This window comes from Paraoerskovia marina (genome assembly GCF_900105445.1).
Taxonomy (GTDB): domain Bacteria; phylum Actinomycetota; class Actinomycetes; order Actinomycetales; family Cellulomonadaceae; genus Paraoerskovia; species Paraoerskovia marina.
The window spans coordinates 681,293-695,808 of the sequence record NZ_LT629776.1; the positions used below are offsets into that span (position 1 = coordinate 681,293).

Consider the following 14,516-nt stretch of genomic DNA (forward strand, 5'->3'; position numbering starts at 1 on the left):
CATCGACGACGTCGGTCTCGATCTTCGCTTCGCTTGCGCTCCTCCTGACCGGGTGCGCCTCGTCATCCACCGACGTCGCATCGGTGGAGACGGCGACACCCACACCGAATGAGACGACTTCCGAGCCTCGCGAAACGCCGACGACCGCGACACCTACTCCCGATGTCCCGACCGAATCGCCGACCACCGAGGCTCCGAGCGTCGACCAAGCCATCACGGACGCCGTCGTCGAGTACACCGACGCCTACTTCGCGGGCGACTGGGATATCGCCTTCACGAAGTTCTGGTCCGAGCGCTGCAAGGCCGACAACACGGAACGCAATGGGTTCGTCGGGACCCTCGCGGCCCAGGAGTATCTGTACCCCGAGGGGTCGCCGCGACCGGTGGCCGTCGACGTCGAGATCGATCGAGTCGCTGGCAGTGTTGCCACTGTCTCGTACGGCTACCGGTCGTCGACCGAGTCAGGCACGATCGACGCTCAGTCGTGGGTGCTTGAGGACGACCAATGGCGGTACGACGGCTGCTGATTTGTGACTGCGCGGTCGTCGTTGTCGCCGAAGGCCGTGGCAATCCGCGCCGCGAGCCCATCGATCTCCTGAAGGATCAACGCCGGCTCTGTGGACAGGTCGAGCGCGTGCACGTGGATCACGGGTCCGTTGTCCACCACCTGGATCGGATTCGGGACATCACCGCGAGCCCCTGCGTAGACGATGTGTCCAGCAGGGAGCCCGAGCGCCACGCAGTATGCCAGCAGCTGATAGATGTTTGACGGGTGCTTGTCGTTGGGGCCAATGAACTGGTACTTCGCATCGACAACGGCGGCCGGCAGCCCTCCGCGTTCCCAGACGAGGTCGGGGATGAGATGAACCTCGCGCCCGACGTCGAGCCAGCGGCGCCCGTCCTGGGGGACAGCACGCCCATCGAACCTGGTGAGCCGCTTCCCGAGCTCGCGGGCGAGGAACCCCTCGAATACATCGTGCATCTTCAGAGTGAGCGATCGACCAACGGTGGCCCCGCCAACCGACTCGACCCCGGTATTCGCCAGGATCAGCCGGGCAAGCTCCACCGCGTGCCGGTAGCGCTCGTTGAGGCGCGTCCATTGGACCGTCGGGACCTCGGCCGGTCTGACCCGGATCGGCGTCACATCGCACAGCACCGTTCGCACACGGTGCAATCCACGACGGATCCCGGTGTCGTGAGCCGCGAGGGGTCCGAGTGCCGTGGCCGCTGCGAGCAGTATCTGGTTCTCGAGGATGTTCTCGTCATGCTCCTCGAACACGACGGCGAGCGGTAGCCCCTGCCCGGGCCGGCGACGGACTTGCCCCGCAACGTCGACTCGACCGCGAACGGTGGCCAGGTCGGTACGACGCTCGCGGTAGCCGCGCAGCACACCACCCCGAAGGGTCTCGTCAGCGATGTCGATGAAGAGCTGCGCCAGGGCAGTGTGGACGTCGTGGTGGGCAGCCAGCAGTGACTGGCCGCGCCACTCCGTGACCGCGCCCGCCATCCACAGCACGTGACCGACTGGGATCCGTGGCCTCACTGAGACTTGCCACCCGGCGATCGAGGCGACACCGACCACACCGACGGGTGTCACGTTCCACGTCGGCAGGCTCTCTGCGGTGGCATCGCTGACTGGACTGACCGATGCGCCGAACATCGACTCAATTCCGCGCACGACGGCAGCAGGTGCTTCGACCGTCGAGGGGGTCCACTCGGAAAAACTGAGGGACCTATTCGTCGTCGCCATCAAGGGCCTCGATGGACGGCTCGGTCTGCACCTGACCACGGAGTGCCTCAAGGCTGAGAGAGTCCAGTACGTCTTCTCGACCGAAGAGGTTCTCGCGCAGTGTCGGCAGGACGTCGTACGTCCAGATTCGCTCCACGTGGCGCTCAGTGAGGTCGACGCGCATGAAGTGGCTGGGGCCGATCGCAGCGAGCGGGTCGTTGACGATCGCATTGGCCCGGTGAACGACCTCGGATACCCATCCCATGGAGGGCCGGTGCGTGCGGAGGAACCGCGGCAGAACCTCCGAGACGGGGGCCGCCGACGGGTCGAAGTCGACGAACGAGAACCTGCGTCGCAGCGCGGAGTCGAGAAGAGCGATCGATCGGTCGGCGCTGTTCATCGTGCCGATGATCCAGAGATTCTTCGGCAGGGAGAACTCCTGCGACGAGTACATGAGCTTCACGGACTCATCTCGGTACTCCAGGAGGAAGTAGAGCTCACCGAACACCCGCGCGGTGTTTCCACGATTGAGCTCATCGATGACGAGCACGTGCGTGTGGGACGGGTCGGCGGCCGCTCGGTCTGCGGCGACGCGGAGCGGTCCCGGACGGAGCTCGAACCCGCCGTCCGACGTCGGCCGGTAGCCCTCAACAAAGTCCTCGTACGAGTACGACGGGTGGAGTTGCACCAACGACACGCGCTCAGCTGCCCCCGCGATCCACAGCGCTAACTTCTTGGCGACGAACGTCTTTCCCGTGCCGGGGTTGCCGGTGAAAATCACCTGGCTGCGATCGCTGAGTAGCTCGAGAACGTCGTCGATGAAGGACTGGTCGAGGAAGAGTTGGTCAGCCACGTCCTTCGCGGTCAACTCGCCTGCGATCTCCTCCGCCTCCTCGTGAGGCGATGCGGCACTTCGTTCCCCCTGGTCGTTGGTGGGCGGCATCGTTGCACGGTCCTTGCGCCACAGGACGAGCCTGTCGTATGTGTCTGAGCCGATCGAGTCGTCGGCGTTCATGATCATCCAGAGGAGTCCTTGAGCGTCCAGCCGATCGTTAACCGTTGAGCCATGACGTGCCGAGATGTCGATGACTCGATCGAGCAGGCTGAGAAACTGCCCGTAGACCTCGGAGTCGGGTGCGAGGGGTGAGGGCCGGTGTATCCGGACGGACTTGAAGAAGTCGTCGACATACCGAGATCGCCACGGCGGTTGGTCGTTCGGATCGAGGGCGAGTCGGAGGTAGGAGGAGACTGCGAGGCGTGCTCCTACGGTCGGGAGTACTGACCTCACCAGATCTGCGAACGCGTCGAGGCGCTCGTGGGAGTCGGTCTGCCAGAGTGTTCGGAGCGCATTCTCTGCCTCCTGCGGGGATGCGGTGACCCACTTGGCGAAGTCATCGACGACCCGCCACGGCACAAGGTTCGTAGCATTGAGCTTGCGAATCAGCGGCTGGGTCCAGTCCCCACCGGTCATCAGGGTCTCCCGGATGTCCGCGAGCGACTGCGCTTCCGCGAGTTTGTACTGCCGCTCGCTCGTGGACACATCGACGTTCGCATTGAGCCAGACGAACCACGTGCCCGCGCTGTCCCACACGGCGCTTGGCGATGACCACTGCCAGTGCCACGGAGATTCCCAGAAGTCGACATACTGCGTCGGCTCGCCAGCCTCCGCAGCCAGTCTCTGCGAGATCTCGGAGAGATCCCAGGGTGATGGCCGTCCGGCGACGAGGTGGCTCCACTGAGCAGTGATCGCCGTGCGTGCGGTCTGACCGACGACTGGCGCAAACTCGTCCGGGAAGAGCAGATGCTCCAATGCGTACTTCTGAACTCGCCCACCCTGGGAGTCGTCAAGGCCGTCGATGAGCTCGACGAAGGCCGCAGAGTCGTGCAGTGCCCGTTCACGGTCGACCGGAGAGAGGCGCTTCACCGCGACGACAAACTCCACGAGGAAGCCGAAGAGTCGCCAGCGGTAGGTGGCATATGCGGTACCAGGATCGATCAGGCCTCCGTCCAGGATCTCTCCCAGGTCCTGCGGAAGCGACTCGGTCGTGGGAGAGATCGACAGCACCGCATCGATGACCTCGCGCTTCTTCCCCCCGCTGACGTGGCCAGGCTGCGCAATGAGGAAGTGGATGTACAGCAACTCGCCCGCGAGTTGCACGGCCTCCGGTGAGGACTGCCGCAAGTGGTCGCGGACACGCGCAACGAACGTTGCTCCCTCGTTCTCGGGAGCATCCACGAAGTCCCTGACCAGATTCTCGCCGGCCCCTAGGGTTGAGGTGTGCCCCTCGCTGAAGAGCGAGTAGTCCTGCACGAGACAGCGATCACGCCAACGAGCAGCGACGTCGTAGATCGGAGCGGCGGTGGCGTAGGGAATCCGGGTGGCGGACATCGTGCTCCTCAGAACGGGTAGCCCGACCCTATATACAGCAACGTCGACCAGCCATTGCCCGCACCGTCGCCAGTGTCTCGGGGCGTGGGGGATTGGCTGCGGCGCTCGCGGCTTCCGCCGTGAGCTGTTGCTGGATCGGTGTCGGGCCTCGCCGCGCACCTCGCTCGCGGGGTGCGGCTGTCTTCCTCCGTAAGGAGGGGAAGGGGTGTCGTTGTGTCAGGTTGGGAGCGCCGCCGTCGCGTTCGGCTCGGGCGTGGGCGCGCGCGTCCTTGGCTCGGCGTGCGTGGGGCAGGAGTCGTATGAGCGACCGCTTCGTGATGCGGATCAGGGACGCGACGCCGACGCGGCCCTTCCGTGCGCCGCGCCGGAGCATGGTGACGATGCCGTGGTCCTGCAACCAGTGCCGGGCGCGTAGGACCGTGCGGGTCGAGACTCCGGCTCGCTCGGCGGCCTGGGCGTCGGTGATCTCGACGACGGCGGTCCGCGCGTCGGCGAGGCGGGCGAGGGCCAGCAGATACGACCGCACGGACTGCGGTGCCGCGCGGAGCTCACCCCAGCCTGCGGCAGCGAGGGTGTCGACGATTCGCCACAGCGAGGCGCGGGCGTTGATCCGGACAGTGGGCGCCGGTATGGGCGCAGGCGCGTTGATAGGGTATGGCTCAGCCATTCGAGAGGCTCCAGTCCTCTTGTGTGGTCAGGCCTCGGTGGGTGCTGTAACACCCTCCGGGGCCGTTCTATTTGGTCGTTCTGGCCGTCACACTAGCGCAGTTGGGCGTGCCCGAATAGGCCGGAGCCGAGCTCGTCGAAGAACCGTCGTGGACGTGGCTACCCGTTGTAGCAGGAGGTGTCGAGACTCGTGTACGACGTGTCGGAGACCGTCGCGCTGACGTAGTCGCCGCCTCGCTCCTGGCACTTCTTGACCTCGTTGTACCAGGCCGGTAGTGCAGCCTTCTCCTGATCGGCCTTGTGCCCCTCGTTGCCGTCTTCGAGCGCCGACCCGCGGGCCAAGTGTTCTTGAAGGTCTTCTCAAGTTCGGCCTAGTACCTACCCGACGGCACTGCGGTCAACGCGCAGTTCAACTCTCTGACGGCCTAGGTGTTCTGGAAAACGCCGTAGGTGACGGTCGGCTGATGGGTTGGAATCCGCGCAGGGCAGGGCGGCGTCGTTGAGCGTTGCACTCCTGTAGCCAGGGGGGCAAGCGCACCATCGGAGAGATCTACAAGATCGTCATGGCCGACGGGACCACCTCGGATCCCGAACCTTTGGGGCGTTCGAACCGAGATGTGAGCTCAAGGAGGACGTGACGACCTCTCCTCCGAGGATCGATACCATCTCCGGACGACGGACGCCGTGCGTGCCAAGGTCCCCATCGGCGGCTTCGTCATCGGGGCCGTAGCTTCTACGGCTTCCACAATGACGCCGCGGTCCAACAACGGCATGCGGCGAACCCCACAGCAGCCCCCCACTGAGCTCCAAGACCCTGCGGGCACCCCGGCCGCCACACCAAGTACTCGAATACGACCCATTCGCCCTCCAGCCGTACTACGTTGAACGCGTAGAGCTACTCGACTCCGCGAGCCTATGGCAAGCTCTGCACGTGACGAACAGTGAATCGAAGAAGATCAACGTAGTCGGCGCGGTGATCATCCGCGATGGAATGGTGTTATGCGCTCAACGCGGACCTGGCGGAAGCCTTGCAGGGTTGTGGGAGTTCCCGGGTGGAAAGATCGAGCCGGGCGAGTCGCCAGAAGTGGCGCTCGTTCGTGAGATCGACGAGGAACTAGGGTGCGCGATTGCCGTCGGTGAACGAGTCGCATACACCGAGTTCGAGTACGACTTCGGCACCGTCGCACTGGCAACCTTCTACTGCAGGATAACTGGTCAAGCCCCGACGAATCGCGAGCACACGAGCATTCGCTGGGTGAAACCTGCTGATCTCGATGCACTGGGGTGGGCTCCTGCCGACATTCCGGCCGTCGACCGCATCAAGGCGAGATACGGCGCATGAGCGCGGACCTTTCTTGGCGTGGAGAGCTCGAAACCGATCTCGACTTCGGCTACATAGACCGTAGTCGAGCTGTTCGACCACCTGGTAGGTACAGTCCACGGCTCGTGACGAACGACGGCTCCGGCAACGTTCTGCGCGAGATTAGGCTCGAGCTCAAGCATGCCACCGCATTCGCATTCTCGGTTGCGTTCGTCACGCCGAGTGCTATCGCACTGCTCAAGCAGGACCTTGTCGACTTTCAAGGCCGCGGAACGATAATAACGTCCGACTACCTGGGATTCAATACGCCTGAAGCTTTTACCGAACTGCTCAATCTCGAAAGACTTGACGTGGAGGTCCGCGTTCACTCGGACCCCGCATACCATCCCAAGGCATACTTGTTCGATCACAGAGCGACGAAAACCGCACTGATCGGTAGCGCGAATCTAACCGCGGCTGCCCTCGTTCGAAATCATGAGTGGAACATTCGAGTCTCTGCGAGCCGTGAGGGCGATCTTTCCACACAAATGCACGCCCTCGTCCAGAGCCAGATAGCTCGGTCGACTCGAATTACCCCGGAGTGGATCGAGCAATACCGATCTCGGCGGGTCGACCTCACGAACGGCGCGCGATCCGAGGTCCGGGAGCAGTCGACCCTCGGTGTGGACGCCAATTCTGCCGATCAGAGTCAGGCTATTGGAGCTCAAACCACGTCGCAAATCGTCGCGAATCAGATGCAGCAGGATGCGCTATCAGAACTGGCGAGGCTCCGAATTGATGGATGCCGCCGAGCGGCTGTGATATCAGCAACAGGCACGGGGAAGACGATCCTCTCAGCGCTCGATGTTCGCTCGCTCGCCCCGCGACGCTTATTGTTCGTCGTCCATCGAGAACAGATTATTGATCGAACAATTGCCGAGTACCGCGCGGTTCTCGGCGGTAGTCTCACGGAGTATGGAAAGCTCTCCGGGGGTTCCAAGGATTGGAATGCCCGGTACCTGTTTGCGACAGTTCAAACCATTTCCCAGATGTCCGTGCTCGAGAAATTTCCGCGCGATGAGTTCGACTATGTGGTTATCGATGAAGCCCACAGGGCTGGGGCTCAAGGACATAGGCGGGTGATCGAGTACTTCGCGCCGAAGTTTCTTTTGGGAATGACAGCCACACCCGAAAGGATGGACGGGTTCAATATCTTCGCTCTCTTCGATCACAACGTCGCGTATGAGATTCGGCTTCAGAATGCCCTCGAGTCAGGCATGCTCACGCCGTTCCACTACTATGGGGTGGCCGACGTCGAGTATCAAAATGGGCGAACAGTGTCCGAGGACACTGGATTTACTGACCTGGTATCTTCGGAACGTATCGAGCACCTAGTTAACGCACTGACAACGTACGGGCATGCCGGTGTGCCTATTAGAGGGCTGATTTTCTGCAGTAGAAAACAGGAGGCGCGGGCACTATCGGCCGCATTGAACGGTCGACATCTTCGAGGTCGACTGTTGAGAACAGTCGCGCTGACGGGAGATGATCCCGTTGCTGTGCGCGAGGCAGCGGTTCACCAGCTCGAATGTGGTGATCTCGACTACCTTCTGACTGTCGACGTCTTCAACGAAGGCGTCGATATCCCGTCTGTTAATCAGGTAGTTATGCTGCGTCAAACCCAGTCGGCCATAGTCTTTGTCCAGCAGTTGGGGCGAGGGCTGCGTAAGCACCCCGGGAAAGAGTATCTGATTGTTATTGATTTCATCGGAAACTATGCCACCAATTTTCTCATTCCGATTGCCCTGTTTGGAGACCGGACCCTCAACAAGGAGTCTCTTCGCAGGCAGTTAATCGCCTCAGAGGAATCAGGCACGATTGCCGGGATCTCCAGCGTGCAGTTCGATCGAATTGCACAGGACCGGGTACTGGCGTCAATCGCCGCGGCGTCTCTCGACAGTAGAAGTCGTCTTCAGGCCGTCGTGAAGGAAATGTGGGACCGAGTTGGTTGTCCACCAAGACTCTGGGATTTCCATCACTTCGATTCGGCGGATCCAGTTGTCCTTGCCAATAAGTATCGGAACTACCCCGAACTATTGAGCAAGTTGTTTGACTACACGGTTGACTTCTCTTCGTTCGAGCACGGGGCGTTGCAGTACCTGTCAGCCGAAGTCTTGGCATCAAAGCGCCCGCATGAAGGCGTCGTGATGCGCGAGCTCCTTCGATCCGAAACACTGTCCCGCGAAAGTATGGAGCGCGTATTTCGCGCGGAAGGTCTCCGAACTTCCTCTGGTCTGATCGACAGTGTATGTGCCTGGTTTGCTCTCGATGGTTTCAGTAGTCAAGATATGAAGCGGTATGCGACCCCTATTGCTAGGCACACCTCGGGCCGGGGTTTGGTTCTTGATGATGCGTTTCGACGCTCTTATGTTGAGAAGCGCGATTTTCGGGCTGCGGTAGACGACTTGGTGACTACGGCTATCGCATACACGAAGAATCGCTTCGACCCGAAAATGCCGTTCACCGTTGGTGCGCAGTACTCTCGAAGGGAGGCTCTTCGCCAGTTGTGCGAGTCCCCAAAGAATGCGTCCACGGTCTATGGCTACAAGGTATTTCCGCGTTCTCGAACATGTCCCATCTTCATCACGCTGCATAAGGAGCAGGATGTTGCAGCCAGCGTTGCCTACGCCGATGACCTTGTTGATCCATCCACTATGCGATGGTTCTCGAAGAGCAATCGGAGGCTTGATAGCAATGAACTGCGGCCAATAATTGATGGAGATATTGATCTCCATGTTTTTGTTCAGAGGAGCGGTTCTGATGGCTCAGAGTTCTACTATCTAGGCGAAGCTGACGCTTACGAAGCGGTTCAGGACTCAATGGAGGGCAACTCTGGAAAAGTGCTCCCGGTTGTGCGGTTCCGTTTGGCCTTCCGGACCCCTATTGACCGGTCTCTGTTTGATTATTTGCATCCACTTGTGACGCGCGTGTGAGTGGATGTCTCCGGTCAGACTTGGTGGCATCGCTCGTCGTTTCCTGGGCTGGTCGATGGCTGGTCTGGTCGTTTACGGCAAGTCCGTCGGTCGTTCCGGCTGAGGAGGGACTGCCCCGGATTCGGTAGACGTCTGATGCGTGAGGGCTGTGGTCCTTGCTGGAAGGAGGTTCATCGTGCGTCCCGCGTTCCGGAGAGATTTCCGTAGCGACGTGGTCGCGATTGCGCGGGATGACGATCGGCGACCTCGAGGTTCGCGAGCGCCCTGGTGTCACGGCGTCGGAGTCCGAGGCATTGGGTGAGGGGAGGATGCGGAACCGGGCACTTGATGAGGGGAATGAGATCTCGCGCCGGGCCACGGCGTACTTTGCCCGCGCGCTGCCACCAGAATGACGTACCCGCTGGTCCTCGAGCTTGCCGGCGACGGCATTGTGGTCGCGGCGACCGGGTCCATCCGGGGGGAGTGCGAGAGCTGACTTCTACATCGAGTCGGTTCTCTTCGGGTGCACGGCGTGCGCCTCCGTCTTCTTCTCGCGGGATCTGAACTCGTTCTTCCCGTACGCCCACATCAGCTCGACCAGAGTCGGGTTCTCGATGAGTTCGGCGTCACCCCCCCCCGTTTCTGGTGCGGTATCTGCAACACCGCTCTTGAGACGGAGCACATGCCCGTACGGTGACTCCAACCGGACGCTGAATGCCTTGTTTCCGATCGGGGTGTAGGTCAGGGTTGTCACCGGGCGCGTCCTTTGATCTCTTCGGTCGAGTGGTTCGAGGCTGCCCTGGGGCGGTGATCCCACGATGAGGCAAGCGGCATATACGTATTGCGGTAGAAAGTGTGTCAACTTCGTGACCTCGGGTTCGGTGATAGCACCCTCTCTCAGGCGCTCTCGCCGTAGTTGCGGGCGCAGATTCCCTGCGAGCTCCATCTACTCCTTCTCGCTGTGAGGGGCGAGTATGGCTCGCACTTCCCCACGCCTGAAGCTGGCACGCGCGCGAGGGCTCCCGGTCTCGCAGGGGCTTGTGACGGGCCTTTCGTGAGCGGGGCTATCTGCTGAGCTTCCTTCGAGCGAGGCTTACCATTTGAGGGACCCGGGCAGGGCCAGCACCACAGCACCGCCGCCCGACCGCCGACCGAGAGGACCCTGCCGTGGGCCGCAGCCGTGACAGCAGCCGGCCGGCCGGCGACGGCATGTCCGACGACGAGTTCTGGGGCACGGCCCCGCACTCGCCCAGCGGCTCAACCCGCTCGCCGTCCGACGACGACCTCTTCGGGGACACCCCGGCCGCCCCGCCGCCGGCCGACGCGCCGAGCTCTCGCCGCCCGTGGTGGCCCTACGCCCTCGGCGGTGCCGTGGCAGGAGCGCTGATCGTGGGCGCCGTCGTGATCGTCGGGGGAGCTGGCGACGACGCACCCGCGCCCCCGGTCGTCGCGTCGCCCACGACGTCCGCTCCGACGGAGCCCGCCGAACCGTCGCCCACCGAGGCGACGGAAGCGACGACCACGCCCACCCCGGAGCCGGCGCCGGAGCCGAGCGCGACGACGCCGGCGACCCCGAACACCGGCGCCGCGTGGCTCGCGGTCCTCGACACGGTCGACGTCGCGCCCGAGGGCACCTCGAGCGGGTACGACCGCGACCGCTACGGCGACGGGTGGTCCGACACGGACGGCAACGGCTGCGACACTCGCAACGATGTCCTAGCCCGGGACCTCGACGACGTCGAGATGCGCGACGCCTGTCTCGTGGAGAACGGGTGGCTCGACGACCCGTACAGCGGCGAGCGGACCTACTTCGAGCGCGGCTGGGAGACGTCGGCCCTGGTGCAGATCGACCACGTCGTCCCGATGGCGGAGTCGTGGCGGTCGGGTGCCGCGGCGTGGACCGACGCGGAGCGTGAGGCGTTCTCGAACGACCCGCTGAACCTTCTTGCCGTCGACGGCGAGCTGAACCAGCAGAAGCAGGCGGACGACGTCGCGGAGTGGCTTCCGCCGTACGAGGGCTCGCGGTGCGGGTACGCCGCGCAGATGGTGGCGGTGAAGTCGACGTACGGCCTGACGGTGGACGCTGCGGAGCGCGACGCGCTGGCCGAGATCCTGGGCGGCTGCGGGGAGACCGTGCTGCTGACGGGCACCGCGTGGCCTCTCACGGAGTGAGCCTGACAGCGGCCTGTGGGCCGTTCGATATAGTGTGCATCACACGAAATGCAGGGTCGGCGCGCGCTGCTCCGCCGTCTTGAACATGCACGGGTCACCAGGTGCGCATATACAGGTGATGTCAACGACCGAGGAGGGTCGATGTACCTGGAGGAGTCCACGACGTCGCAGTCGGCGGAGTCGGTGAAGCCACCGGTGTCGCTCGCGGTCGTCGCGATGGCGAGCGCACTGGTCGCCGTCGCCCTCGTGCCCCTGAGTCGGGGCCTCTCCTCCTCGGCGCTCCTCTCCGTCACGATCGCCGGGTATCTGATCGGCGCCGTCGTGACGGTCGTCTTCGCGAGCCTCTACCGCACCGGCCGCAACAAGGCGCGCACCGAGCGCGAGTTCCGGCCGCAGGGCTGGGCCGACAAGGTCGTGACCGTGGCGCTCGTCCTCGGGATCCTCGCCGGCCTCGTGCACGCCTTCCTCCTCGCCACCGAGATCGCCAAGTGGTAGCCCGGACGCGGCGGATCGTCGCCGCCGCCCTGGGCCTCGTCATCGGTACGACGGCGTCCCTCGTCACGGTCGTGCCGGCGGTGGCGGCCGGTGGGGACCTCAGCGACGCGGGCGCCGACGGGTTCGCCGACGTCTCGTCCTGTGTCGCCTCCGCGGACACGCTGCTCGCGTCGATCGTGGTCGACGAGTCCGGCAGCCTGCAGGAGACCGACCCCGGGGCGGCCCGCGTGGGGGCCGTGGAGACCGCGGTCGACTCGCTCAGCGGGCTGCAGGGCGACGCCGGCGACGGCCTCACGGTCGAGACGAGCCTCGCGGTCTTCGGGTCGACCTACGAGGAGCTCGTCGGCTGGGGGTCGGTCGACGGCGCGCACGGCGAGCTGCTCGTCACGGCCGCACAGAACCAGCTCCCGGAGCGCGACACCGCCAACCTCACCGACTACCGCGCCGCGCTGACCGGGGCGCAGCAGTCGCTCGACGCGCGCGCCGAGGATCTCGACGGCACCACCTGCAAGACGGTGCTCTGGTTCACCGACGGCCGGCTCGACGTCGACGGCACCGGCGAGGGCGCGGCGACCGAGTCCGCGCGCGAGGACCTGTGCACGGCCAACGGCGTCGTCGACGGCGTCCGCGGTGACGACGTCTCGATCATCGCTCTCGCCCTCTTCATCGAGGGCGATTCCAGCACCGTCACCGAGGCGGACCGCGAGTTCCTGCGCGCGATCGCCGAGGGCACGGGCGGGGGCGGCGTCGAGTGCGGGCACGTCCCGATCGCCGCCGAGGACTCCGCCGGGGCGTATCTGCGGGCGGACCAGCCCGACGGTCTGCGCCGGCTCTTCGCGGGCGCCGGCGCGCTGATCGACGGCGCCACCCCGGGCCAGTCCGCGCTCTGCCCGGAGGAGGCGTGCACCGACGGAACCCTGGACTTCGCCGTCGACGAGGGGATCGGGGGCTTCCGCGCCGTCGTGCAGCTCGACGAGGGGACCGACGCGCCCACGCTGATCTCGCCGGACGGCGACACGGTCACCCTGAACGGCGAGACGGTGAAGGTCGACGACGCCACGGTGGTCACGACGTCGCGCGACGGCCTGGTCACGGCGGACGTGACCTTCAGCGGCGGCGGGTCGCCGGGCGGCACGTGGCGTCTGGTCGCGGACCCCGCGGGGCAGAGCGCGATCGACCTCTACTACTTCTGGCGGGCGACCCTCGGCGTGGACGCCGCGGACGGGATCGTGCTCGGCGAGCCGTCCCAGATCGAGGTCTCGACCAGCCACGCCGACGGCTCGAGCATCGACCCCGAGACCCTCGGGAGCTACGACGTCACGCTGACGATGGACGGCGAGCCCGTCGACCTGTCGAGCAACGACGACGGCACCTTCACCGCCGAGGTGACGGTGCCCGCCTCGAGCGGCGTCACGGAGGTCGACCTCACGGCCACCGCGACGGCGCTGAGCGCACCCAGCGGCATCGCGCTCGGCCCCGTCGTCAGCTCCACCTCCGTGCCCGCCGCGCTGCCGCCGTCGTACGCCACGATGGAGACGCGACGGCTCGACCTGCCCGACGTCGTCGGGGACGAGCCGTCCACCGGGACCGTCACCTTCACCGGCAGCGAGGATGGCGACACCGAGGCCTGCTTCGGCACCGCGGACGTGTCCGGCCCGGAGTCCGCGGGCGCGGTGACCCTGACGAGCGCGGACGGCTGCGTCGAGATCCCGGCGGGCGAGACCGTGACCTCCGACGTCGAGGTCTCGACCCGCCTGCCCGCCGACGGCCGGATCACCGGCACCATCCCCGTGACGCTCACCGGGGTCGGTGCCGACGAGGACCTCACCGTCGACCTGCCCGTCAACGCCACGATGACGCGACCCGTCGACGAGGTGGAGCGCTGGGGCCTCGTCCTCGGGCTGATGCTCCTGGCCCTCCTCATCGCCTGGGTCGTCAGCTGGCTCACGCGAATGCTCGTCGAGCGGTACGCGCTCGGCGACACCATGAACGTCGCCGCGGTCCCCGTCGTACTGACGCCCGGTGGGTTGCGCCGCACCGAGCCCCGGGACGAGGCCGGCGAGCCGAGCCTGCTCAGCGATCTCGACTTCGGGCCGGTCGCCGAGCGCCGCAACCAGGGGTCGTTCGACACGCGCGGGCTGACGTTCGGTCGCCAGGGACTGTGGAACCCGTTCGCCGAGGTGCAGGGCGTCGTCCGGTCCGACGACGGGGCGATCGTCGTCACCAACGACACCGCCGGCCTGCGGGTCATGGACGACAAGGGCCGGAGCGCGCCCGTCGACATCCCCGGGACCCGCCAGTTCTTCCTCGTCGTCTCGCCGGCCGACGCCGCGGAGGACGAGATCGCGGCACGGCTCGTCGTGCTCGCGGACGGCAAGAACGGTCTCACGACGCCCGCCTCGCGATGGTCGGACGACCTCGCGGCCTACGAGGGCTGGGACTCGGTCGTCGACACGGTCCGTGCCGCGGCGGTCGCCCGGCAGGCCGCGGAACGCCCGCCGAAGGAGCCGAAGGAGCGCCGCGACCGGGGCGCAGCGACGTCGGCCGGCGCGGACACCGCCCCGAGCCGCTCGGCGGACGACCTCTTCGGCACGGGGAGCGCCGGATCCACCGGGAGCACCCCGACGGCGGGACGCAGCCCGTTCGACCCGGCATCGCCCGACTCGAGCCCGTTCGACGGCGGACCGCCGAGCAGCGACCCGTTCGGTCCGTCGTCCGACGACGACCTCTTCGGTGACGGCCGCTGACCGCGGACGCCACTCCATCCTGACCACGATCTCGACAGCACGACGA

The 14,516-nt window shown here is 65.2% G+C and carries 10 protein-coding genes; 6 read left to right on the forward strand and 4 right to left on the reverse strand.

Annotated features, from left to right (window positions below):
• Positions 1–83: 83 nt before the first annotated feature.
• On the forward strand, positions 84–527 hold the full coding sequence (locus BLU20_RS03065) for a hypothetical protein (RefSeq protein WP_157270276.1): 444 nt from the start codon (positions 84–86) through the stop codon (positions 525–527).
• Here BLU20_RS03065 and BLU20_RS03070 read toward each other — a convergent pair.
• The 3 genes from BLU20_RS03070 to BLU20_RS03085 form a co-directional block, all read right to left on the reverse strand.
• Positions 479–1,750 carry an McrC family protein gene (locus BLU20_RS03070; RefSeq protein WP_172828993.1) on the reverse strand — a complete coding sequence of 424 codons (1,272 nt, stop codon included), beginning with the start codon at positions 1,748–1,750 and terminating at the stop codon, positions 479–481. The two genes, BLU20_RS03065 and BLU20_RS03070, sit on opposite strands and share 49 nt — an antisense overlap.
• Entirely contained in the window at positions 1,734–4,118 is a 2,385-nt protein-coding gene (locus BLU20_RS03075; protein ID WP_083371552.1) for an McrB family protein, read from the reverse strand. Before BLU20_RS03075 ends, BLU20_RS03070 begins: the two co-directional genes overlap by 17 nt.
• Before the next feature lie 825 nt (positions 4,119–4,943).
• Complete coding sequence (locus tag BLU20_RS03085) at positions 4,944–5,126, reverse strand: hypothetical protein (RefSeq protein ID WP_083371554.1); 183 nt, start codon at positions 5,124–5,126, stop codon at positions 4,944–4,946.
• 589 nt (positions 5,127–5,715) lie between these two features.
• Here BLU20_RS03085 and BLU20_RS03090 point away from each other — a divergent pair.
• Together BLU20_RS03090 and BLU20_RS03095 are read left to right on the forward strand one after the other, a co-directional pair.
• Positions 5,716–6,126: a (deoxy)nucleoside triphosphate pyrophosphohydrolase gene (locus BLU20_RS03090; RefSeq protein WP_331713069.1), complete on the forward strand. Its 411-nt coding sequence runs from the start codon at positions 5,716–5,718 to the stop codon at positions 6,124–6,126.
• A gap of 104 nt (positions 6,127–6,230) precedes the next feature.
• Complete coding sequence (locus BLU20_RS03095) at positions 6,231–9,077, forward strand: DUF3427 domain-containing protein (RefSeq protein ID WP_231959272.1); 2,847 nt, start codon at positions 6,231–6,233, stop codon at positions 9,075–9,077.
• A gap of 478 nt (positions 9,078–9,555) precedes the next feature.
• On the opposite strand, the gene BLU20_RS03100 is transcribed toward BLU20_RS03095, so the two are convergent.
• Complete coding sequence (locus tag BLU20_RS03100) at positions 9,556–9,810, reverse strand: hypothetical protein (protein WP_083371556.1); 255 nt, start codon at positions 9,808–9,810, stop codon at positions 9,556–9,558.
• A 413-nt stretch (positions 9,811–10,223) separates the two neighbouring features.
• Between BLU20_RS03100 and BLU20_RS03105 the strand changes: the two genes are divergently transcribed.
• The 3 genes from BLU20_RS03105 to BLU20_RS03115 all read left to right on the forward strand — a co-directional run bounded on the left by BLU20_RS03105 (position 10,224) and on the right by BLU20_RS03115 (position 14,470).
• Positions 10,224–11,228, forward strand: coding sequence for an HNH endonuclease family protein (locus BLU20_RS03105; protein ID WP_083371557.1), 1,005 nt, complete (start codon positions 10,224–10,226; stop codon positions 11,226–11,228).
• 141 nt (positions 11,229–11,369) lie between these two features.
• Positions 11,370–11,723: a hypothetical protein gene (locus BLU20_RS03110; RefSeq protein WP_083371558.1), complete on the forward strand. Its 354-nt coding sequence runs from the start codon at positions 11,370–11,372 to the stop codon at positions 11,721–11,723.
• A complete protein-coding gene (locus BLU20_RS03115; RefSeq protein WP_083371559.1) occupies positions 11,717–14,470 on the forward strand; it encodes a VWA domain-containing protein in 2,754 nt (917 codons plus the stop codon). Before BLU20_RS03110 ends, BLU20_RS03115 begins: the two co-directional genes overlap by 7 nt.
• The last annotated feature ends 46 nt before the right edge of the window (positions 14,471–14,516 follow it).